A 20,358-nucleotide genomic window follows, 5' to 3' on the forward strand; every position below is an offset into this window, starting at 1 on the left:
TCCCCAGGATTTTTGCCTCTGAGGCAAGAAATTTGCCGCAGAGGCAAACCTCGGGCTGAATGGAGAGCATGAGCTCTCCGGAATCCGAGCCGGGCCCGGCCGACTCCCTGCCCGCCGTCGCGCCGCAGCTGCGGGCGCTGCGCCGCCGCGCCTCCCTCACGCTGGAGGCCGCCGCCCGCAGCGCCGGGCTCTCGCCCGCCCACCTCTCCCGGCTGGAGACCGGGCAGCGCCAGCCCTCGCTGCCGATGCTGCTCGCGCTCGCCCGTGTCTACGGTACGACCGTCTCCGAACTGCTCGGTGAGACGGTCACCGAACGGGACGCCGTGGTGCGCGCCGCCGACATGGAACCGACCGCCGCCGGAGGCTGGACCTACTGGCAGGCCGGAGCGGCCGGACGCGGCATGCAGGCCCTGCGGGTGCAGGTGCCGTACGGCTCACAGGGCGACATCGTGCGCGTCCATCCCGGCGAGGAGTGGCTGTACGTGCTGCGCGGCCGCCTCCGGCTGCGGCTCGGGGACACCACGCACCGGCTCGGCCCCGGCGACAGCGCGCACTTCGACTCGCTCACCCCGCACCGCATCGCGGCCCAGGACCCCGACGGGACCGAGCTGCTCTTCGTCCACACCCTGCTGCAAAGCCCCACGGCCACCCTGTGCCTGGGCCCGACCCCTGGAGAGACGCCATGACCGACATGGAGGAGAAGTTCCCGCGAGCCCTGTGGGTGCGGCTGATCATCTACATCGCCGTCGGCCATGTGTTCGCGGCCTTCATCTACCTGCTGTTCGAGGTGGGCGCCGGGCAGTGAGTCACGGGACCGGCCCTAGTCGAGCAGGCGCTCGCGCAGCCGCTCCCGGATCTCCGGCGTGATGCCGAGCCCCTGCTCCAGATAGGCGTCGACGCCGCCCCAGGTCTCCTCGATGGTCTCGAAGGCGGCCTCCAGATACTCCGCGCGCGCGTCGAAGAGCGGCGCGAGCAGCTCCATGACCTCGGGGGAGTAGGCGGCGGCCGAGCTGCTGCTGCGGTGCACCTTGTAGCGGCGGTGCTTGGCGTTGGACTCCAGGTAGTCGGCGACGATCGCCTCCCGCTCCACGCCGAGCGCCAGCAGCGTCACCGCTATCGACAGGCCCGCGCGGTCCTTGCCCGCCGCGCAGTGCATCAGCGCCGGGACGCTGTCCTCGGCGAGGGAGTGCAGCACACGCGCGTGCTCGGCGGTGCGCTCCTTCACGATCTTCCGATACGAGGCGATCATCCGGTTCGCCCCCTTGTTGTCGCCGAGGATCTCGCGCAGCTGCTCGATCTCGCCGTCCCGGACCATCTTCCAGAACTCCGCGCCGTCCGCCGGGTCGCTCAGCGGCAGGTTCACATTGCGCACCCCCGACAGCTCGACGTCCGGACCCTCCAGCTTCTGGTCCGAGGCGTTGCGGAAGTCGAAGATGGTGTGCAGCCCCAGGGAGTCCAGGAACGCGGCGTCCTCGTCGGTCGCGTGCGCGAGATGGCCGCTGCGGAACAGCACTCCGTACCGCACCCGCCGGCCGTCCTCGGTCGGAAGGCCGCCCACGTCACGGAAGTTGCGGACTCCGGCCAGCTCGGGCTCGGTCGACGGGATCTGCTGCGTCACGGGGGCTCCTCCCAGCCGGCCCCGTCGCCGCGGCTCGCCGACGGGCACGCTCTTGACGATACGACATGGGTTCCTGGGGCAATGAGTTGTCCACAGGCGTTGCATCCGGGCACCTCAGGCCTCGATGATGTTGATACTTGAGTGCCACTGTTCGCCCCTGTTTGTATCTGTGAGGTTCCATGCTGGAGATCGCCCCCAACGGCCGCACCTGGCTCCTGACCGGGCCCGCCAGCAGCTACGCCGTCCACCTCACCGAGGGCGACGAGCTGCTGCATCTGCACTGGGGCCCCACCATCGCCCTTGCGGACGCCGAGGCGCTCGCGGTCCGTCCGCTGCCCGACTACTGGCCTTTCGAGTCCCCGCTCGACGGGCGCGAGGAGTACCCGGTCGAGGGTGGCCCCCGCTTCGTCCGGCCCGCCCTTTCGGTGCGCACCGACGAGCGCCGCGGCACCGAGTGGAGCTTCGAGGCGTACGAGACCGACGCCGACGCCGACGAGCTGAGGCTGCGGTTCCGGGACGGCGGTCTCCTCGTCACGCTGCACTACCGGATGCGCGGCGACGTGGTGGAGCGCTGGACCACCCTGGAGAACCAGGGCGACGACGCCCTGGAGCTGCTGCGCGCCGACTCCGCCACCTGGACGCTGCCCGACCGCGAGGACTGGCGGCTCTCCCAGCTGCACGGCCGCTGGGCCGCCGAGTCCCGGCTCGTGCGCGCCCCCCTCACCTACGGTGAGAAGGTCATCGGCAGCCGCCGCGGCCACACCAGCCACCAGCACCTGCCCTGGGTCGCCCTCGACACCGACGCCGGTGAGGAGCGCGGCGAGGTCTACGCCTGCGCGCTCGGCTGGTCGGGCTCCTGGCGGATCGCGGTGGCCCAACTCCCCGACGCGCGCGTGCAGATCACCGGCGGTGCCGGGTACGACGAGTCGGGGCTGCTGAGGCTGGCGGCGGGTGAGTCGTTCACGACCCCCGTCTTCGCGGGGCTGTGGAGCGACGGCGGCTTCGGCGGCGCCAGCCGCGCGTGGCACGCCTACCAGCGGACGTACGTCGTCCCGGACGCCGAGCAGGACCGTCCGGTGCTGTTCAACTCCTGGGAGGCCACCGAGTTCGACATCTCCGAGGAGCAGCAGGGGAACCTCGCGCGGCGGGCCGCGGCCATCGGCGTCGAGCTGTTCGTCGTGGACGACGGCTGGTTCGGCGCCCGCACCAGCGACCGCGCCGGACTCGGCGACTGGACGGTCAACCGCGACCGCTTCCCGGGCGGCCTGAAGCCCCTCGCCGACTACGTGCACGGGCTCGGGATGCAGTTCGGCATCTGGGTCGAGCCCGAGATGGTCAACCCGGACAGCGACCTGTACCGGGCACACCCCGACTGGGTGCAGTTCCAGCCGGGACGAAAGCGGACGGAGCTGCGCAATCAGCTCGTCCTCAATCTCGCGCGCGAGGACGTCCAGGAGTACCTGTGGGGGCAGCTCGACGCCCTGCTGTCCAGCGCCCCGATCGACTACGTGAAGTGGGACTTCAACCGCTGCTTCACCGACGCGGGCTGGCCCGGCGACGCCTATCCGCAGCGGCTCTGGGTCGACCATGTGCACGCCTTCTATGCCCTGTTGGACCGGCTGCGGGCCGCCCACCCCGGCGTCGCCTTCGAGTCCTGCTCGGGCGGCGGCGGCCGCATCGACCTCGGCGTCCTGGGCCGTACGGACCAGGTGTGGACCTCCGACAACACCGACCCGCTCGACCGGCTCGCCATCCAGCACGGCTTCAGTCAGATCCACCCCGCGCGCGTGATGGCGGCCTGGGTCACCGACAGTCCGAACGCCATGCTCAACGGCCGGGTCAGCTCGCTGCGCTTCCGCTTCGTCAGCGCCATGGCAGGGGTGCTCGGTGTCGGCGGCGACCTCACCCGGTGGAGCGAGGAGGAGCTCGCCGAGGCCCGCGAGTGGGTGGAGCTCTACAAGGACATCCGGCCGCTCGTGCAGCGCGGCGACCAGTACCGGCTCCGGGCGCCGCAGGGCGACGGCCTGAGCGCCGTGCAGTACGTCCTCGGGGACGAGACCGTCGTCCTGGCCTGGCTCCAGTCGCAGCGGTACGGCGAACCCGTTCCGGCGCTGCGGCTGCGCGGGCTCGACCCGAAGGCGTCGTATGAATGCCGTGAAACGGGCGAAATTCACAGAGGTGCCGTATTGCTGCATCACGGGCTGCGGGTGGGATTGCGGGGCGATCTGGATGCGGCAGTTCTACGGCTGCGTCGCATCTGAGCTTTCTGTCCGAATTGGTGGCTTCCGTAGCCTTCATTCCAACTCGCTCTGGAATAAGGGAAGCTGTGCGAACGGCACGTGAGCAGCGTCATATCGGTGACCCTGAGTCGTTCGTCATGTTCACGTAATTCGCTGTCAAAAGCTGGGTGATTGCGTTCCGGGAAGGCCCGCCAAAACACGGAGGGTGACCGTGAATTTCGCGGCGGATCAAGAGGAACGCAATCACCCTGGAACCTCTTACTTGTCCCTTTGCGTCTTCCTCGCTTACGTTCGCCACCAATCCGGACGGACGCCCAATCCTGCCGCCGACCGGAATCCGCACAACTCACCCGTGAACGGCAGGAGCGGGGGACCCACAGGTACAACCGCCTGGACCGGTCTTCCGGAACAGGCTTGGGGTTAAGTCGCACCTCGGTGCGTCCGGACATCTCCAGTCCGCACCCGACAGCTCACCTCGCAGGCGCCGGAGAGGAATTCGCCATGCCCGCGAAGGGTAAGCACCGCCGTCCGAAGTCCCAGCGCCTCACCCGCTCGATCGCCGTCGCCGGAACCGGTGGCGCCGCACTCGCCCTGCCTCTGATGGGGGCCGCAGGCGCCCACGCGGCCACCGGTCAGTCCGTGGCGCAGTCGGTTTCGGAAAAGGCCGTCCGGTCCGTTCCGGTCGCCGCGAAGACGGCCACCGAGAAGGCCACGCAGAAGAAGGGCGCCGCGAACACCGCGACCGTGCGCACCTATTCGGTGAAGGCCGGTGACTACCTCTCGAAGATCGCCGACGAGCAGAACGTCACCGGCGGCTGGAAGAAGCTGTACTCGGACAACCGTGAGGCCGTCGGTTCCGACCCCTCGCTCATCCACCCCGGCCTGAAGCTCACGCTGGGCAAGAAGGCGGCGGCGAGCACGGACAGGTCCGCCGGCTCCGAGAAGTCCACGAGCACCGAGAAGTCCTCGTCCTCCTCGAACGCGACGACCGCCACCCAGAGCAGCGAGTCCGCCGGCACCGGCAGCTCCAGCGGCTTCACCCTGCCCGTCTCCGGCGCCACCGTCGGCACGGGCTACCACGTGGCCGGCAGCATGTGGTCCAGCGGCTACCACACGGGCGTCGACTTCGTCGTCCCGACCGGCACCTCGCTGAAGGCCGTGGGCGCGGGCACCGTCGTCTCCGCCGGCTGGGGCGGCGCGTACGGCAACCAGGTCGTCATCCGGCTCGCCGACGGCTACTACGCGCAGTACGCCCACCTGTCCGCGCTCTCGGTCTCGGCCGGCCAGACCGTCACCGAGGGGCAGCAGGTCGGCCTCTCCGGTGCCACCGGCAACGTGACGGGTCCGCACCTCCACTTCGAGATCCGGACGACGCCGGACTACGGCTCGGACATCGACCCGGTCGGGTACCTCCGTTCGAAGGGCGTCGCCGTCGGCTGACGCTCCCCCCGATGCCACCGAAGGCCGGATCCCGATCCCCGGGTCCGGCCTTCGGTGTCGGGTCTTGCCGTTTCATGATCGGTTCATTGCGGTCTTGTGGCGCGGCTGCCCAAAGCGTCGACAGGGAGGCGAGGGTGGGACCACAGTGATCTCCGAAGCGATGCAAGCGCTTTCTGACCGTCATGGCATCCGCACCCGCATCCGGAGGTCCCCGTGCCCGGCGTCGACCGACGCACCGTCATCAAGGGCGCCGCAGCCGCGGCCGCCGCGGCCCAGTTCTCCTGGGCACTGTCCCGCACCGCCGCCGCGGCGGACGCCGACGACACCGAACTGCACTGGCTGGAGGGCTCGGCGCCCGACGTCCACGCCGGTGCCACCTGGGGCGTGCCGTGGGCGCGCGGGGCGTACCGGCCGGAGCAGTCCTTCCGGCTGACGACCGCCGCGGGCGACGACGTCCCCGTCCAGAGCTGGGTCACCGGCTACTGGCCTGACGGCTCGGTGAAGTGGACGGCGCACGCCCTCGCACCCGGCGCGCCGAAGGCCTCCGCCTACAAGCTCGCGGCGGGCACTCCGGCCGCGCCGGAGCAGCAGGTCACGGTCACCCGGTCCGCGGGCCGCGTCGAGGTGTCGACCGGCGTCATCACCGCCGTGTTCGGCGCCAAGGGCTCCGACACCGTCGTACGGAGTGTGCGGCGCGGGTCGGCCGAGATCGCCCGGAACGGCAAGCTGGTCGCCCTGCGGCAGGAGTCGGTGCGGGAGGGCGCGGACCTCTCGCACTTCGCCGGCCGGGTCGAGAAGGTCGAGGTGGAGCAGGACGGTCCGGTCCGGGCCGTCGTCCGCGTCGAGGGCCGGCACCGCGACGGCGGGCGGGCCTGGCTGCCGTACACCCTGCGCTTCTCCTTCTTCGCCGGTGCCGACTCCTTCCGTCTGGTGCACACCTTCGTCTGGGACGGCGAGCAGACGCCGGGCTCGGATCAGGGGGACTTCCTGCGCGGTCTGGGCGTCCGCTTCACCGTGCCGCTGAGCGACCGGCCCTACGACCGCCATGTGCGGTTCGCCGACTCCGGCGGCGGTCTGTTCAGCGAGGCCGTCCAGGGCATCACCGGGCTGCGCCGCGACCCCGGAGCGGCGGTGCGCGCGGCCCAGATCGCCGGTGAGCGGCTGCCCGCCACCTCGACCTGGGACCCCCGGGTCGCCGACCGCCTCGCCTACATCCCGGCCTGGGGCGACTACACCCTGACCCAGCCCAACGCCGACGGCTACACCGTCCGCAAGCGCACCAAGGCCGGCTACGGCTGGATCCACGCCGCGGCCGGCCGCCGTGCCGGAGGCCTCGGCTACGTCGGCGGTGCGAGCGGCGGACTCTCCTTCGGACTACGGGACTTCTGGCAGCGCCACCCGGCCCAGCTGGACGTACGCGGAGCGGCGGGAGACGCCGCCGAGGCCACCGTATGGCTGTACTCGCCGGAGGCCCAGCCGCTCGACCTGCGCTTCTACCACGACGGGTTGGGGCAGGACACGTACGAGGAGCAGTCCGACGGCGGACTGGAGATCACGTACGAGGACTACGAGCCGGGCTTCGGCACCCCGTACGGCATCGCGCGGACGAGTGAACTGACCTTCTGGGCCGTCGAGAAGACCCCTTCCGCCGATGTTCTCGCCGCGCAGGCCGCCGCCGTCGCGACCCCGCCGCTGCTCGCCGCGACGCCCCAACGACTGCATGCTGCCGGGGTGTTCGGCGACTGGGCGCCCGTCGACCGGTCCAGCGCGGCGCGTTCGGCGATCGAGGACCACCTCGACGACCTGTTCGCCTACTACCGCGACCAGCGTGAACAGCACCGCTGGTACGGCTTCCTCGACTACGGCGACGTCCAGCACACCTACGACAACGACCGGCACGTCTGGCGGTACGACGTCGGCGGATACGCCTGGGACAACTCGGAGTTGGGCACCGACCTCTGGCTCTGGTACCACTTCCTGCGCACCGGGTCCGCCGAGGTGTTCCGGTTCGCGGAGGCGATGACCCGGCACACCGGCGAGGTCGACGTCTACCACCTCGGCAAGTGGGCGGGCCTCGGCACCCGGCACGGCGTGCAGCACTGGGCGGACAGCGCCAAGCAGGTCCGCATCTCCACGGCCGCCAACCGCCGCTTCCTCTACTTCCTCACCGGCGACGAACGCACCGGCGACCTGCTGTCCGAACTCGTCGACGTGGAGCGGACGTTCCTGGCGGTCGACCCGCAGCGCAAGGTCCGCACCGACGGCTACACGCCCGACGACCGGCACGCGCTGTCCGTCGGCTTCGGAACCGACTGGGGCGGCATCTCGGCGGCCTGGCTCACCGAGTGGGAGCGGCGGGGCCCCAACGCCGAGAAGGCGAAGGCGAAGCTGGTCAACTCGCTGCGGACGATCGCCGCGCAGCCGGCCGGCTTCTTCACCGGCACGGGTCTGCTCGACGCGGACACCGGCAAGTTCGCGATCACCACGAGCACGGCCGTGAGCGTGTCGCACCTGAGTGCCGTGTTCGGCCTCGTCGAGACCAACAGCGAACTCGTGTCCTTGTTCGGCGACGAGGAGCCCGAGTTCCGCACCACCTGGCTGAACTACGCGCAGTACTACAACGCCACCGACGCCCAGAAGAAGCAACTCACCGGTTCCACCTGGAAGTCGGCGCTGCCCGCCGCGCACTCGCGGATCACCGCCTACGCGGCCCAGCGCAGGAACGACCCGACGCTCGCCACGCGCGCGTGGAAGGAGTTCTTCACCGGCAGCGACACCTACTTCCCGTCCAACGACTGGAACCCCGTGACGATCAAGGCGCCGGCGGTGCTGCGGACGACCGAGGAGATCCCCTGGATCTCCACCAACTCCTCGGCCCAGTGGGCGCTCGCGGCCATCCAGAACCTCGCCCTGATCGGCGATCGGATCCCGTCATGAGACGTGCCGCACTGATCGCGGCGGTGGCCGCGGGCCTGGTCATGGGGGCGGTACAACCCGTGGCGGCCTCCGGGGACCTCGTGCGACCGGATGACCGGCGCCTCGCCTACGAGGGCCACTGGGGGCGCACCGCGGAGGCGGCGGTCACCGTCACCTCCGGTTCCCGGCTGGGCTTCCGCTTCACCGGGGACAGCGTCCACGCCCTGTTCGACGTCTCGTCGATCACCGTGCCCGCGCAGATCCACGTGTCGGTCGACGGCGGCCCGAAGCGGCTGTACGCCGTCGACCGCGAGGACATCGAGATCACCGCAGCCGGGCGCGGCCCGCACCGGGTCGAGCTGTCGGTGAAGGACGTGTTCTCCCGCGCGAACCGGTGGACCCCGCCCCTGGAGACCGGCGTCGTGCTGACCGGCGTGCGCGGGCGGCTGCTGCCGCAACGGCCCGTGCACGAGCCGCGGTTCGCCTTCTACGGCGACTCCGTCACGCAGGGCGTCATGGCCCTGTGCGAGGTCAACACCTCGGACTGCGCCGACGGCACCGCCGCCTACCCCACGCTGGTCGCCGACGCCCTGCACGCCTCCCTGACCCAGGTCGGCTTCGGACGGCAGGGGGTGCTCCGGACGGGCAACGGGGGAGTGCCGACGGCATCCGACGCCTATGGCTGGAACTACGCCGGCTCCAGGGCGGATTCGGACCGGCACGCCGATGTGATCGTGGTGAACCAGGGCACCAACGACACCGCGTGGGGCCCGGCGGAGTTCCGTGCCGCCTACCGCGCCTACCTGGACGAGCTGCGGGCCGCCGCACCGCACGCCCGCATCCTCGCGCTGCGGCCCCTCACCGGGGCGCACGCCGACGACATCGCGGCCGTCGTCGCCGAACTCGCGGACCGGCGCGTCGAGTTCGTCGACACCAGCGGCTGGCTCTCCCCGGCGGAGGGCGACTTCAACGGGGACGTCCACCCCAGCGCCCAAGGCCATCGCAAGGTGGCCGACCGACTGATCGCCCTTCTGGAAGGAGCCGTCTCCCATGACCACCACGCGTAGAGCCTTCGGAGCCCTCGCCGCAGGCGTCGCCCTCGCGGCCCTCGCCCCCGCAGCCGGCGCGAGCGCGACCCCGCGCCACCGCCGTCTCCTCGCCCACGACGACTTCCGGCACGGCCTCGGCCAGTGGGCCGTCGAACTGGAGAAGGGCGGCACCGTCACCGCTTCCCGCGGCGTCCTGGAGTCCGACGTCCCCGCCGGCGCGACGATCTGGTTCCGCAAGCGCCTCGAAGGCCCGTACGTCATCGAGTACACGGCGACCCCCGTCTCCGCGGGCGGCGTCAACGACCGGGTCTCCGACCTCAACAACTTCTGGAACGCGACCGACGTCCGGTCCCCCGACGACCTCTTCGCCACCCAGCGTGGCGGCGCCCTGGCCGAGTACGACTACCTCAAGACCTACTACGTCGGCTACGGCGCCAACACCAACACCACCACCCGGCTGCGCCGGTACGTCGGCGAGGCCGGGGTGCGGCCGCTGGTCTACGACTACACGGAGCCGCTGCTCGTGCCCGATCAGCCGCACCGGGTCCGGATCGTGTCCGACGGCTCCACCCAGCGGTGGTGGGTCAACGGGCGGCTGGTCTTCGACTACAGCGACCCGGAGCCGTACACCAGCGGCCACTTCGCCTTCCGCACCACATGGAGCCACTTCCGCTTCAGCGACTTCCGGGTGTGGCGGTTGAGCCCACAACATCCCTGAACGGAGAGGTATTCCAGGCTTGGCCAACACTTTAGGAGTGGCTTATATCACCGCACGTCAAGCCCTCCTTACGGTCGCGTAGGTCACATTCGAAGGGGAATCATGGGCCGATGTGGCAGACGATTCGAAGAGTGACAGCAGAGCAGTGATCGGGTCGTACGTTGCGGTGGGGGACAGCTTCACCGAGGGCGTGGGCGATCCCGGCCCCGACGGGGCATTCGTCGGCTGGGCCGACCGGTTCGCGGTGCTTCTCGCGGACCGGTTGCCCGAGGGCGACTTCCGGTACACCAACCTCGCCGTGCGCGGGAAGCTCCTCGACCAGATCGTCGAGGACCAGCTTCCGAAGGCCCTGGAGCTCGCCCCCGACCTGGTCTCCTTCTGCGCGGGCGGCAACGACATCATCCGGCCCGGCACCGACCCCGACGAGGTCGCCGAGCGCTTCGAGCGGGCGATCGAGCGGCTCACCGCCGTCGCCGGCACCGTCATGGTGACGACCGGCTTCGACACCCGTGGCGTGCCGGTGCTCAAGCATCTGCGCGGCAAGATCGCGACGTACAACGGACATGTGCGGGCCATCGCCGACCGGTACGGCTGTCCCGTGCTCGACCTGTGGTCGCTGAAGACGGTCCAGGACCGCCGGGCCTGGGACGGCGACCGGCTCCACCTCTCTCCCGAGGGGCACACGCGCGTGGCGCTCCGGGCGGGCCAGGTGCTCGGCCTGGCGGTCCCGGCCGACCCCGACCAGCCGTGGCCCCCGCTGCCGCCCCGCGGCACGCTGGAGGTGCGGCGGGACGACGTCCATTGGGCGCGGGAGTACCTGGTGCCGTGGATCGGGCGGCGGTTGCGCGGTGAGTCCTCGGGCGACCATGTGACGGCCAAGGGGGCGCTGTCGCCGGACGACATCAAGATGCGGATCGGCAAGGTGGCCTGACCGGGCGCGTGCTCCACCAGTGAGGTGACCGCGCGGGAGTGGTGCGCGGTCCGGTTCATGACGTGGTGCTGGGATGACCGCACTGTCGCCCCACCCCGGAAGGACCGGACGCGCATGCCCGTTCCCCGTACGCCGGTCACGGCGGTCGCCGTGACCCTCCTCGCCCTGGGCCTGCCCACCGTCGCGGCCCCGGCGGCCCTCGCGGCCGGCACCGGCGGCCACGCTCCCTCGATCGCCGTCGCCGCGGCTCCCGCCACCGTCACCGTGACCGGTGAGGGCAGCGCGGTCGGCGAGCCGGACATCGCCCTGGTCGGCGCCGGGGTGGAGGCCGTCGCCAAGACGACGCAGGCCGCGCTCGAGGCGCAGAACACGGCGTCCGCCGCGCTGTTGAAGGCGGTCCGTGCCCAAGGCGTCGCCGACCGGGACATCCGGACCGAGAACGTGTCCCTCAGCCCCGTCTACGACTACACGGACGGCGAGTCCACGCTGAAGGGCTACCAGGCCGCCCAGTCCTTCTCGATCAAGGTCCGCGAGCCGGCCGCCACCGGTGCGCTCCTCCAGGCCGTCACCGACGCCACCGGCGACGCGGGCCGCATCACCTCCGTCGTCTTCGACCTCGACGACCGCCGTCCGCTCCAGGCCCGCGCCCGCGAGGCCGCGCACGACGACGCCCACACCAAGGCCGCCCAGTACGCCCGCCTCGCCGGCCTCCACCTCGGCCGCCTCGTCTCCCTGAACGAGGGCGGCACCGGCTACTTCGCCCCGTCCCCACCCGTGTCCGCGGACGCGCCCGCCGGCTTCGGCGCGGTACCGCTGGCGCCGGGGGAGATCAAGGCCACGGCTACGGTCACGGCGGTGTACGAACTGACCTGAGCGAGGCCCGCCGCGAGGGCCGCCGCCTTCAGCGCTCCTGGGCGCTCAACGTGCCGGCTCCCAGCCCGAGTTCCCGGGCCAGTGCCTCGTCCGCCCACTCCTGGGCGCGCGCCCGGGACACGGCGCCCGGGTACGACGTCAGCTGGACGGCGAGTCCGTCGAGCAGGGCGGTCAGCCGCAGGGCCGAGGCGGCCGGGTCCGGGCACCGGAACTCGCCCGCGGCCACGCCCTGCGCGATGACCTCGGCGATCGCCGCCTTCCACTGCTTGTCGAGCTCGCGGGTGACCTCCTGGAGGGCGGGCTCGCGCAAGGAGGCCGCCCAGCCCTCGATCCACAGCCGCCAGCCCTTGGCCTGACCCGTGGGCGCGTACCAGCGCACGGCCGACCGCAGCCGGCGCAGCGCCGTGGTCCGGCGGCCGAGCAGCTTGCGCAGCTGGGCGAGGTCGTCCTCGGCGGCGTACGTGAACGCGGCGGCGACCAGCTTCTCCTTGGTCGAGAAGTGGTACAGCACCAGCGCGTTGCTCACCCCGAGCGACGAGGCCACGTCGGCGATCCTGACCGCCGCCACGCCGCGCTCCTCGATCTGCCCGATGGCGGCCCGCAGCAATTCCTCGCGCCGCTCCGCCACGCTCAACCGCACTCTCGCCACGCGGCCACCCTAATCCGTGCCGGTGCGCGGGGAGACGGGACCTCCGTCCGCACCGGTACCAGTGCCGGTGCTCGGGAGATGGGACCTCCGCCCCTACCGGTACCAGTGGCGGTGCCCGGGAGATGGGACCTCCGCCCCTACCGGTACCAGTGGCGGTGCCCGGGGAGATGGGACCTCCGTCCGCACCGGTACCAGTGCCGGTGCCCGGGGAGATGGGACCTCCACCCCTACCGGTACCACCCGAACCGCTCGGCGATCGCCGGCAGCCGCTCCGCGACGATCGCGTGGGCGGCGGCCCGCGGGGACGTCCCGTCGGCCTCCGCGCGGGCCAGCATCTGCTCGACCAGGGCGCGCATGGAGCGGCGGGTGTGGGTGAACGCCTCCTCCGCGTCGGCGCCGATGTCGCCGAACAGGGTCCACCACCACCAGGCGTTCGTGCCGGAGTTCACGACCACGTCCGGCAGCACGGTGACGGCGCGCGCGGCCAGCAGGGCCTCGGCCGCGGGCAGGACGGGCATGTTGGCCGCCTCGACGATCCAGCGGGCGGTGACACGCTCCTGGTTCGCGACGTCGATCGCGTACGACACGGCGGCCGGCACCAGCACCTCCGCGTCGACGGACAGCCAGGCGTCGCCCGGCAGTTCGCGGTCGCCGGGCCGGAGCACGGCACGGTCGACGGTGCCGTAGGCGTCCCGAGCGGCGAGCAGCGCCTCGACGTCCAGGCCCTCGGGGTTGGCGATCGTGCCCTTGATGTCGGCGACGGCGACGATCGTCAGGCCCGCGCGCGCGAGGAACCTCGCCGTCGCTCCGCCCATCGTGCCGAGCCCCTGCACGCAGACTCGCGTCCCGGCGTGCGGCACGCCGGCCCGGTCCAGGGCCGTGAGCACCGACTCGGCGACCCCGCAGCCGCCGACCAGTTCGTCGAGCCCGATGCCGTCCACCTCGACGGCGAACGCGTCCGCGAGCCGCTTCCGAGCCGCCTTCTCGTCGTCCAGCAGGGGATAGACGGCCTGGACGGATGAGACGAGCCCCGCCTCGGCCGCCGCCCGGTCCACCAGGTCCTGGGTCAGGCCGAGGTCCTCGCCCGTGGTCCAGAAACTCTCGACGTACGGTCGCATCGCGCGCAGGAAGCGCACGAGCAGGGTGTACGCCGCCGGGTCCCGGGGATCGCAGTCGATGCCGCCCTTGGCGCCGCCCAACGGGACGTAACGGCCCTGGGGGTTGTAGTGCAGCGCCTCCTTCATGGTCATGCCGCGGGCGAGCCCGGTGACCTCCTCCAAGGTGCAGCCCTCACGCATCCGCAGCCCGCCGCTGGAGACTCCGCGCACCAGCCGGTCGACGACCAGGAAGCCCTGGCGACCGGTGACGTGGTCGGTCCAGGTGAGCGAGAGCAAGGGGGTGGTCATGGGGGCTCCTGGGGCGGTTACTGAACAACGAGTCAGTATCTTCTTGACATGTCCGGCGTGGTGTCAATCCGAACCGAAACGCGATTGACAGCACACCGCGCGCCCTCGATAGGTTCCCTTTGGGAACGTACTGATCGCGAAGGGGGACGGGGATGGCCAAGGTCGTCGAGTTGACGTACTACCCGGTGAAGGGGTGTGCCGGGATCCCGGCGAGCGAGGCGGCGGTGACGCCGGCCGGGCTCGCGCACGACCGCTCCTTCATGGTCGTCAGTGAGGAGGGGGTGTTCCGGACGCAGCGGCGTGACCCCCGGCTCGCGCTGATCCTGCCCGGCGTCGACAGCGCCGGCGAGCGGCTCACGCTCCGCGCGCCGGACCACGGCGAAGTGGCCGTCGACGTCGACACCACCGGCGTACGGCGGCCGGTCGAGCTGTTCGGGACGCCGTACCGGGGCATCGACCAGGGCGACACCGTCGCGCAGTGGCTCTCCGAGGTGCTCGGCGCCCCGAGCAGGCTCGTGCGGGTGCCACCGGAGCACGACAGGGTGACCGACGGCCGGACACCGGGAACCGCGGGCTGGGCGGACAGCGGCGCCCTGCACGTCCTGTCGCGGTCCAGCCTCGACCTGCTCAACGGCAAGCTCGCCGAACGCGGCGCGGAACCCCTGGCCATGAACCGCTTCCGCCCCAACATCGTGATCGGCGGCTGGGACGTCCCGCACACCGAGGACCGCGCCCACCGCATACGGATCGGCGACACCGAGCTGGCCTACGCGAAGCTCGCCGTCCGCTGCGCCGTCACCCTGGTGGACCAGGAACACGGCGCCAAGGACGGCCCCGAACCCATCCGCACCCTGGCCGGATACCGGCGCGGAGCCGCCGGCACGGTGTTCGGCGTGAAGTTCTCCGTGCCGCGACCGGGGAAGGTGGCGGTCGGCGACGAGGTGGACGTCACGGCGTGGGGCGAGGCCGAGGTGCCGCACCCGGCCGAGGTGTAGTTCATACGCCCGTGACCACGGCGATCCGGGTTTGTCGGAGAGGCCGACCATAATGGAAGACCTCACCGACTCCACCTGGAGGTACCGTGTCCGTTTTCGGTTCCCTGAGCTCCGGGCTCCGCGCCCTGCAGCCCGAGGCCTTCGGTGTGGACCCGAGCGGTGAGCGCCTCGCCCGCATCCGCAGGTCGCCCCACTTCAAGGACGGCGTCTTCCAGAACCCGGGTGGCGAGGCCCGGATCCGGCCCTCCGGCTCGACGCTGGAGCTCGCGAAGGTCTTCTTCGACAAGGAGGAGCGCCCCCGCCGCTCGCCCAAGGGCACGATCCCGGTGCACCCGACCACCCTGGCCGACATCGCGAAGCCGCCGGTCACCGGGCTGCGGCTGACCTGGATGGGCCACTCCAGCGTGCTCGCCGAGATCGACGGACACCGGGTGCTCTTCGACCCGGTCTGGGGCGAGCGCTGTTCCCCGTTCCCCTTCGCGGGCCCGAAGCGGCTCCACCCGGTGCCGCTGCCACTGGCCGCGCTGGGCCCGGTCGACGTCGTCGTCATCTCCCACGACCACTACGACCACCTGGACATGCCCACCATCAAGGCGCTGGCCGACACGGACACCCTGTTCGCCGTGCCGCTCGGCGTCGGCGCCCACCTCGAACACTGGGGCGTCTCCGCCGGCCGGCTGCGCGAGCTGGACTGGCACGAGGCGACCAAGGTCGGCGGGCTCACCCTCACCGCCACTCCGGCCCGCCACTTCTGCGGCCGCGGTCTGCGCAACACCCAGCACACGCTCTGGGCGTCCTGGGTCGTCGAAGGGGAGGCCCACCGGGTCTACCACAGCGGTGACACCGGCTACTTCGACGGCTTCAAGGAGATCGGCGCCGAGCACGGGCCGTTCGACGCCACGATGATCCAGATCGGCGCGTACAGCGACTTCTGGCCGGACATCCACATGACGCCGGCGGAGGGCATGCGCGCCCACCTCGACCTCCAGGGCGGCCCGTCGGCCGGCCTCATGCTGCCGATCCACTGGGCCACCTTCAACCTGGCCACGCACGCGTGGGCGGAGCCGGGCGAGGGCACGATCGCGGCGGCCCGCGCGGAGGGCACGCGCATCGCCCTGCCGCGCCCGGGCGAGCCCTTCGAGCCGACCGGCGAGGGCGTGCCGGTCGAGCCGTGGTGGCGCGGGGTCGCGGCGGCGCCCGCCGGGGGCTGGCCGACGGCGGAGCTCGTCACGGAGGCCGGGATCAAGACGACGTCGGAGGCGGCGGCGCGGGCCCAGGAGGACGCGGCGGGGTCGGTGGGTTCGGAAGGTGAGGGGAGCGGGGAGCCGGCGGCGGTGCCGGCGGGCTGATCCCCAGGAACCCCGCGTCAAGCGGGCCGACTCGACCCACCCGGGTTCTCGGTCGGCCAGACGGGACATGACCACTCACCCGCCGCCACGCCGACCTCGACCACGGTCCCATGGGGCAGGGGGCGACCCCACACCCGCTCCGCGGAGAGGTCGGCACACAGGGAAACCAAGCCGACCGTCACTGTGCCGACATGAGTGACGACCACGACGGTGCCCCCGGCGTGGGCTTCGACGATGCGTTCCATCGAGGCTTGGAAGCGCGCGACGACCGATCCGCCCGTCTCGCCCAGCGGGAGTTTCGCGTCCAGGTCGCCGTCCACGATCCACCGACGAAGGACGTCCTGGGACCTGCGGCCGGCCGCTGCGTCCGAGGATCGCTCGAGTACGCCGACCCCGTACTCGGTCAGACCGTGGTCGCGTTGCACCGGCAGGTCCAGGGTGAAGCCCTTCGCGACGATGTCGGCCGTCTCGACCGCGCGTCTGGCCGGGCTGGAGCAGACGGCGGTGACGGGCTCGGATCTCAAGCCAGCGAGGGCGGCTTCGGCCTGTTCCCGGCCGAGGTCGGTGAGCCCGGCTCCGGGAGGTTCGCTCGACAGGATGCCCGCGGCGTTGTCCACGGATTGGCAGTGCCTGAGGAACAGTACGCGGGTGCGCGGTGCCGAGCGGGAGAGGGGTTGATCGGTCGCGTGTGGCGGCCCTGCACGGTCACTCATCATTTCCCCTCGCTCATGGGGATCACCGCGATCGGTCGATCGTAGCTTCCTGAACCAGTGGCGTGTGAACGGTTTTTCGTGATCGCGTGGAGCGTGACGGCAGGACGACACGAAGCCGACGGTTGCCACGCGCGGAAAGCGAGGGACAGGTGGCGGAGAGGGAGGCCGAGTCGGCCGACCGGACCGAGGCGGTGGCACCCGCGTCCCTGTGGCACAACAGGGACTTCCTGCCGCTGTGGACCGGCCAGGTGCTCTCGACGCTGGGCACCAGGATGTCCTCGGTCGCCCTCCCGCTGCTCGTCCTGTCGATGACCGGATCGGCGAGCAAGGCGGGTGTCGCGGGTTTCGTGTCGACCCTTCCCGGCGCTGATCGCCACGGCGAGTCCGGGGATCCGCACGGAGGCTGTCCTGACCGGGCGTTGACCCGGGGTGGGTCACCCGCCTGCGGTGCTCGCGAGTCGCTACGGAGAGTGAAGCGCATGGGAGCACTTGTCCGTGCCCAGGGTCGTTGTGGAATGACACCCCCATGGCCGGAGGCTGTAGCCGGGGATGGCGAGGCGCTGATTCGGGCGCTCCGATTCTGACCGCCTCTGACCAGCACTGATCGATCCCTGAAGTGAACTGTACGAGCTGTCCGCGGGCTTATCGGGCTGTAGTACGAGCCCTCATACCAGAGCGGGACGCTCCCCGTACGAGTTTGTCAACTGCCCACCGCACATGATGCGTTGGCGACTACTGTGAGTGGTCGTCGGGCGACGCAGGGCCGAAATCCCGGCGCTCTCGACCGACACCGTGTCGTGAGGACCAGACCGGAGGAGGGAGTCGACGCGATGGGAATCCCCCCAGCTCGACCGCGACCGGGAGCCGGGGGAAGCCGGTGACCGACGACCGCGTCGGAGTGCGTGCCACCCGTGGCGAGCGCACCCGGGAACCGGCGGGAACGCGCACCGGGCCCCGGGAGCCCGGCCGTGGGCCCGCGAACCAGTCCGGCCGTGGACAGACGGGCCAGCCCAGCCGTGGACGGAGCCAGCCCGGGCGGGGACCGGCGAGCCCGCCCGGCGACCAGGCCGCCCACCGGGCCAGTACCCGGACCAGCACGAGGACACCGATGTCTCAGCTCCGCGCACCGGCGGCGCGCGCCGACCGCCGCGAAGGCGGCCGGCACGGCAAGCCGGCCGTCCGGCCCGTGACCGCGCTGCCCGAGACCCACATACGGCCTCAGCTGCTGCGGCTCGCCGTGCTGCCGCCCATCGCGGTCGCCCTCGCCGCCTCCGCGGCCGTCCTCTTCACCGTCCGCTCCACCGGCGCCCGGCCCGGCCTCACCTTCTGGGGTGTCCTCGCCGGCGCCGTCTCGGTCGCGCTCGCCGCCATCCTCATCGCCGCCGTCGCCGCCGACCGCGCCGCCAAGTCGGTCAGCGACCGCATCGGCGCCCTGCGCCGCACCACCGCACGGGGTGAGGCCGATCTGCGGGCCCTCGTCGAGGCGTTGCGGCGTGGCGACGGGCCGCCCCAGCGCACCCCGCGCAGCGGTCCACCGGACGGTGCCGACGACTTCGACCTGCTCGCCGCCGACCTGGCCCGCGCCCACGACGGCGCCGTCACCGCCGTCGTCCAGGCCGCCCAACTGTCCAGCCAGGCGGGCAGCGAGCAGAAGCTGGAGGTCTTCCTCAACCTCGCCCGGCGCCTGCAATCGCTGGTGCACCGGGAGATCTCCATCCTCGACGAGCTGGAAAACGAGATCGAGGACCCCGACCTGCTCAAGGGCCTCTTCCACGTCGACCACCTCGCCACCCGCATCCGCCGCCACGCCGAGAACCTCGCCGTGCTCGGCGGCGCCGTCTCGCGCCGGCAGTGGAGCCACCCCGTATCCATGACCGAGGTGCTGCGCTCGGCCATCGCCGAGGTCGAGCAGTACTCCCGCGTCAAGCTCGTGCCGCCCATCGACGGCACCCTGCGCGGGCACGCCGTCGCCGACGTCATCCACCTGCTCGCCGAACTGGTCGAGAACGCCACGGTGTTCTCCGCCCCGCACACCCAAGTACTGCTGCGCGCCAACCTCGTCACCTCCGGGCTCGCCGTCGAGGTCGAGGACCGCGGCCTCGGCATGCCCGTCGCCGAGCAGAACAAGATGAACGCCCTGCTCACCGACCCCGACCAGGTCAACGTGGGGAGCCTGCTGGCGGACGGCCGTATCGGACTGTTCGTCGTCTCGCAGCTCGCCCGGCGGCACGGCATCCACGTCCGGCTCCAGACCAACATCTACGGCGGTGTCCAGGCCGTACTCGTCGTACCGCAAGGCCTGTTGGGCGCGGAGCCGGGGGTGCCCGGGGTCGTACCCGGGGCCTCGGACGGGACGGGGGGCGCGGGGCCGGTTGGCGGGGGAGCGGGTGTGCCCCCGGCGCCGGCCGGGGCGCCGCGATCGGCTCGCGGTCCTGCGGGAGACGTACGGCCGTCCATGCCGGTGCCGGGCGCGCCGGGCACCTCCGTGCCGCCGCGGCAGTATCCGCAGGAGGGGGCTGGGCCGGGGGCCCTGGGAGACACTGGTCCGCAGCGGGTCGTTCCCGGCGCCGGTCCCGGCGTACGGTCCGCTCGGCAGCCGGACGCTCCGCGCGGCTCGGGACCCGCGGCGAACGGCGGTGAGCCCGTCGTACCGCTGCCCGTGCGCGGCAGCCACCAGGAGCGGCCCAACCCGGCGGAGGCCGTGCCGGGCATCCGGCCCGACGACCGGCGGCTCGTCGCGCAGAGCGCCGCCATGCCGCCCACCCCGCGCACCGGCACCGTCCGCGGCACCATGGGCAAGCCCCAACTGCCCAGGCGCCGTGCCCAGGAGCACATCGCACCCCAACTCCGCGACGGCCCGGCGGCGCCGCGGCCGGACGCCGAGTATCTCGCCGGCCACGACCCGGGGCTCATGGCGGCCTTCCAACGCGGCATCGGCCTCGCCGAGGCCCAGCAGCACATGGAGGCGGAGGCCATCGGGGGCACGGACCTCGGCGCGTATGCCATGGGGGCAGCGCACATGGGCACGGCCCACGTGGAGCCGTCTCACATGGACCACGTGGACCACGTGGACACGGCCCACATGGAGCTGTCCCACATGGACGCGCCGGACACCGACGCATCGCACACGGACACGCCGCCGCACACGGGCGCACTGCACATGTACACGGGCTCGATCACCGACGCCGATCGGAGCCGTGCGGGTCTGACGGAAACAGGCCTGACGGACGTGGGTCTGACGGACCCGGGCCTGACCGAAACAGGCCTGACGGACGCGCGCGCGACGCATACGGGCCTGACCGGCACCGGTCCGTCCCCCACGGGCCCGAGTCACCTGACCCCCGGTCACACCAGCCCGGCTCACGCCCGCCCCGACCACACCCCCACCCGGCACGACGGGAGCGCATCAGCCGGATGACCACCCCTGCCACCGCCCACGCCCCCCTCTCCACCCCCACCCC

Annotated in this window: 16 protein-coding genes and 1 riboswitch; of the genes, 12 read left to right on the top strand and 4 right to left on the bottom strand. The window is 71.9% G+C overall.

The features are described 5' to 3' along the window. Positions 1 to 68 precede the first annotated feature (68 nt). Together EJC51_RS39520 and EJC51_RS39525 are read left to right on the top strand one after the other, a co-directional pair. Entirely contained in the window at positions 69 to 686 is a 618-nt protein-coding gene (locus EJC51_RS39520) for a helix-turn-helix domain-containing protein (RefSeq protein WP_126275472.1), read from the top strand. Continuing rightward, positions 683 to 805 (top strand): DUF6126 family protein, encoded by a 123-nt coding sequence (locus tag EJC51_RS39525; RefSeq protein ID WP_079308396.1) that lies wholly within the window; start codon positions 683 to 685, stop codon positions 803 to 805. The genes EJC51_RS39520 and EJC51_RS39525 overlap by 4 nt, the downstream gene beginning before the upstream one ends. Before the next feature lie 15 nt (positions 806 to 820). On the opposite strand, the gene EJC51_RS39530 is transcribed toward EJC51_RS39525, so the two are convergent. Continuing rightward, positions 821 to 1,618 carry a tyrosine-protein phosphatase gene (locus tag EJC51_RS39530; RefSeq protein WP_126275473.1) on the bottom strand — a complete coding sequence of 266 codons (798 nt, stop codon included), beginning with the start codon at positions 1,616 to 1,618 and terminating at the stop codon, positions 821 to 823. 179 nt (positions 1,619 to 1,797) lie between these two features. On the opposite strand from EJC51_RS39530, the gene EJC51_RS39535 reads away from it, so the two are divergent. The 7 genes from EJC51_RS39535 to EJC51_RS39565 all read left to right on the top strand — a co-directional run bounded on the left by EJC51_RS39535 (position 1,798) and on the right by EJC51_RS39565 (position 11,785). Then, the gene (locus EJC51_RS39535; protein ID WP_126275474.1) at positions 1,798 to 3,879 is read left to right on the top strand and encodes an alpha-galactosidase; all 2,082 of its coding nucleotides are present in this window, start codon (positions 1,798 to 1,800) and stop codon (positions 3,877 to 3,879) included. A 307-nt stretch (positions 3,880 to 4,186) separates the two neighbouring features. After that, positions 4,187 to 4,357: riboswitch (cyclic di-AMP (ydaO/yuaA leader) on the top strand. A gap of 2 nt (positions 4,358 to 4,359) precedes the next feature. Further along, positions 4,360 to 5,298 carry a M23 family metallopeptidase gene (locus tag EJC51_RS39540; RefSeq protein WP_126275475.1) on the top strand — a complete coding sequence of 313 codons (939 nt, stop codon included), beginning with the start codon at positions 4,360 to 4,362 and terminating at the stop codon, positions 5,296 to 5,298. Positions 5,299 to 5,511: 213 nt separating this feature from the next. Then, positions 5,512 to 8,235 carry an exo-rhamnogalacturonan lyase family protein gene (locus EJC51_RS39545; RefSeq protein WP_126275476.1) on the top strand — a complete coding sequence of 908 codons (2,724 nt, stop codon included), beginning with the start codon at positions 5,512 to 5,514 and terminating at the stop codon, positions 8,233 to 8,235. After that, complete coding sequence (locus EJC51_RS39550; RefSeq protein ID WP_126275477.1) at positions 8,232 to 9,281, top strand: GDSL-type esterase/lipase family protein; 1,050 nt, start codon at positions 8,232 to 8,234, stop codon at positions 9,279 to 9,281. Before EJC51_RS39545 ends, EJC51_RS39550 begins: the two co-directional genes overlap by 4 nt. Beyond that, a complete protein-coding gene (locus EJC51_RS39555; protein WP_126275478.1) occupies positions 9,265 to 9,981 on the top strand; it encodes a DUF6250 domain-containing protein in 717 nt (238 codons plus the stop codon). The genes EJC51_RS39550 and EJC51_RS39555 overlap by 17 nt, the downstream gene beginning before the upstream one ends. Positions 9,982 to 10,126: 145 nt before the next feature. Next, complete coding sequence (locus tag EJC51_RS39560) at positions 10,127 to 10,912, top strand: SGNH/GDSL hydrolase family protein (protein ID WP_126277309.1); 786 nt, start codon at positions 10,127 to 10,129, stop codon at positions 10,910 to 10,912. A gap of 114 nt (positions 10,913 to 11,026) precedes the next feature. Continuing rightward, a complete protein-coding gene (locus tag EJC51_RS39565) occupies positions 11,027 to 11,785 on the top strand; it encodes an SIMPL domain-containing protein (RefSeq protein ID WP_126275479.1) in 759 nt (252 codons plus the stop codon). A gap of 28 nt (positions 11,786 to 11,813) precedes the next feature. Here EJC51_RS39565 and EJC51_RS39570 read toward each other — a convergent pair whose 3' ends face one another. Both EJC51_RS39570 and EJC51_RS39575 read right to left on the bottom strand, forming a co-directional pair. Beyond that, on the bottom strand, positions 11,814 to 12,434 hold the full coding sequence (locus EJC51_RS39570) for a TetR/AcrR family transcriptional regulator (RefSeq protein WP_207924695.1): 621 nt from the start codon (positions 12,432 to 12,434) through the stop codon (positions 11,814 to 11,816). Between the two features lie 227 nt (positions 12,435 to 12,661). Then, a complete protein-coding gene (locus EJC51_RS39575) occupies positions 12,662 to 13,840 on the bottom strand; it encodes a Glu/Leu/Phe/Val dehydrogenase dimerization domain-containing protein (RefSeq protein WP_126275480.1) in 1,179 nt (392 codons plus the stop codon). Positions 13,841 to 13,992: 152 nt separating this feature from the next. On the opposite strand from EJC51_RS39575, the gene EJC51_RS39580 reads away from it, so the two are divergent. Both EJC51_RS39580 and EJC51_RS39585 read left to right on the top strand, forming a co-directional pair. Beyond that, positions 13,993 to 14,835 carry an MOSC domain-containing protein gene (locus EJC51_RS39580; protein ID WP_126275481.1) on the top strand — a complete coding sequence of 281 codons (843 nt, stop codon included), beginning with the start codon at positions 13,993 to 13,995 and terminating at the stop codon, positions 14,833 to 14,835. An 86-nt stretch (positions 14,836 to 14,921) separates the two neighbouring features. Further along, the gene (locus EJC51_RS39585) at positions 14,922 to 16,184 is read left to right on the top strand and encodes an MBL fold metallo-hydrolase (RefSeq protein ID WP_126275482.1); all 1,263 of its coding nucleotides are present in this window, start codon (positions 14,922 to 14,924) and stop codon (positions 16,182 to 16,184) included. Between the two features lie 17 nt (positions 16,185 to 16,201). Here the strand turns inward: EJC51_RS39585 and EJC51_RS49430 are convergent, their stop codons facing one another. Further along, complete coding sequence (locus EJC51_RS49430; protein ID WP_341870701.1) at positions 16,202 to 17,425, bottom strand: histidine phosphatase family protein; 1,224 nt, start codon at positions 17,423 to 17,425, stop codon at positions 16,202 to 16,204. 580 nt (positions 17,426 to 18,005) lie between these two features. Between EJC51_RS49430 and EJC51_RS39600 the strand changes: the two genes are divergently transcribed. Beyond that, a complete protein-coding gene (locus EJC51_RS39600) occupies positions 18,006 to 20,315 on the top strand; it encodes a sensor histidine kinase (RefSeq protein ID WP_208870771.1) in 2,310 nt (769 codons plus the stop codon). Positions 20,316 to 20,358 lie beyond the last annotated feature (43 nt).

The organism is Streptomyces aquilus, assembly GCF_003955715.1.
Classification (GTDB): domain Bacteria; phylum Actinomycetota; class Actinomycetes; order Streptomycetales; family Streptomycetaceae; genus Streptomyces; species Streptomyces aquilus.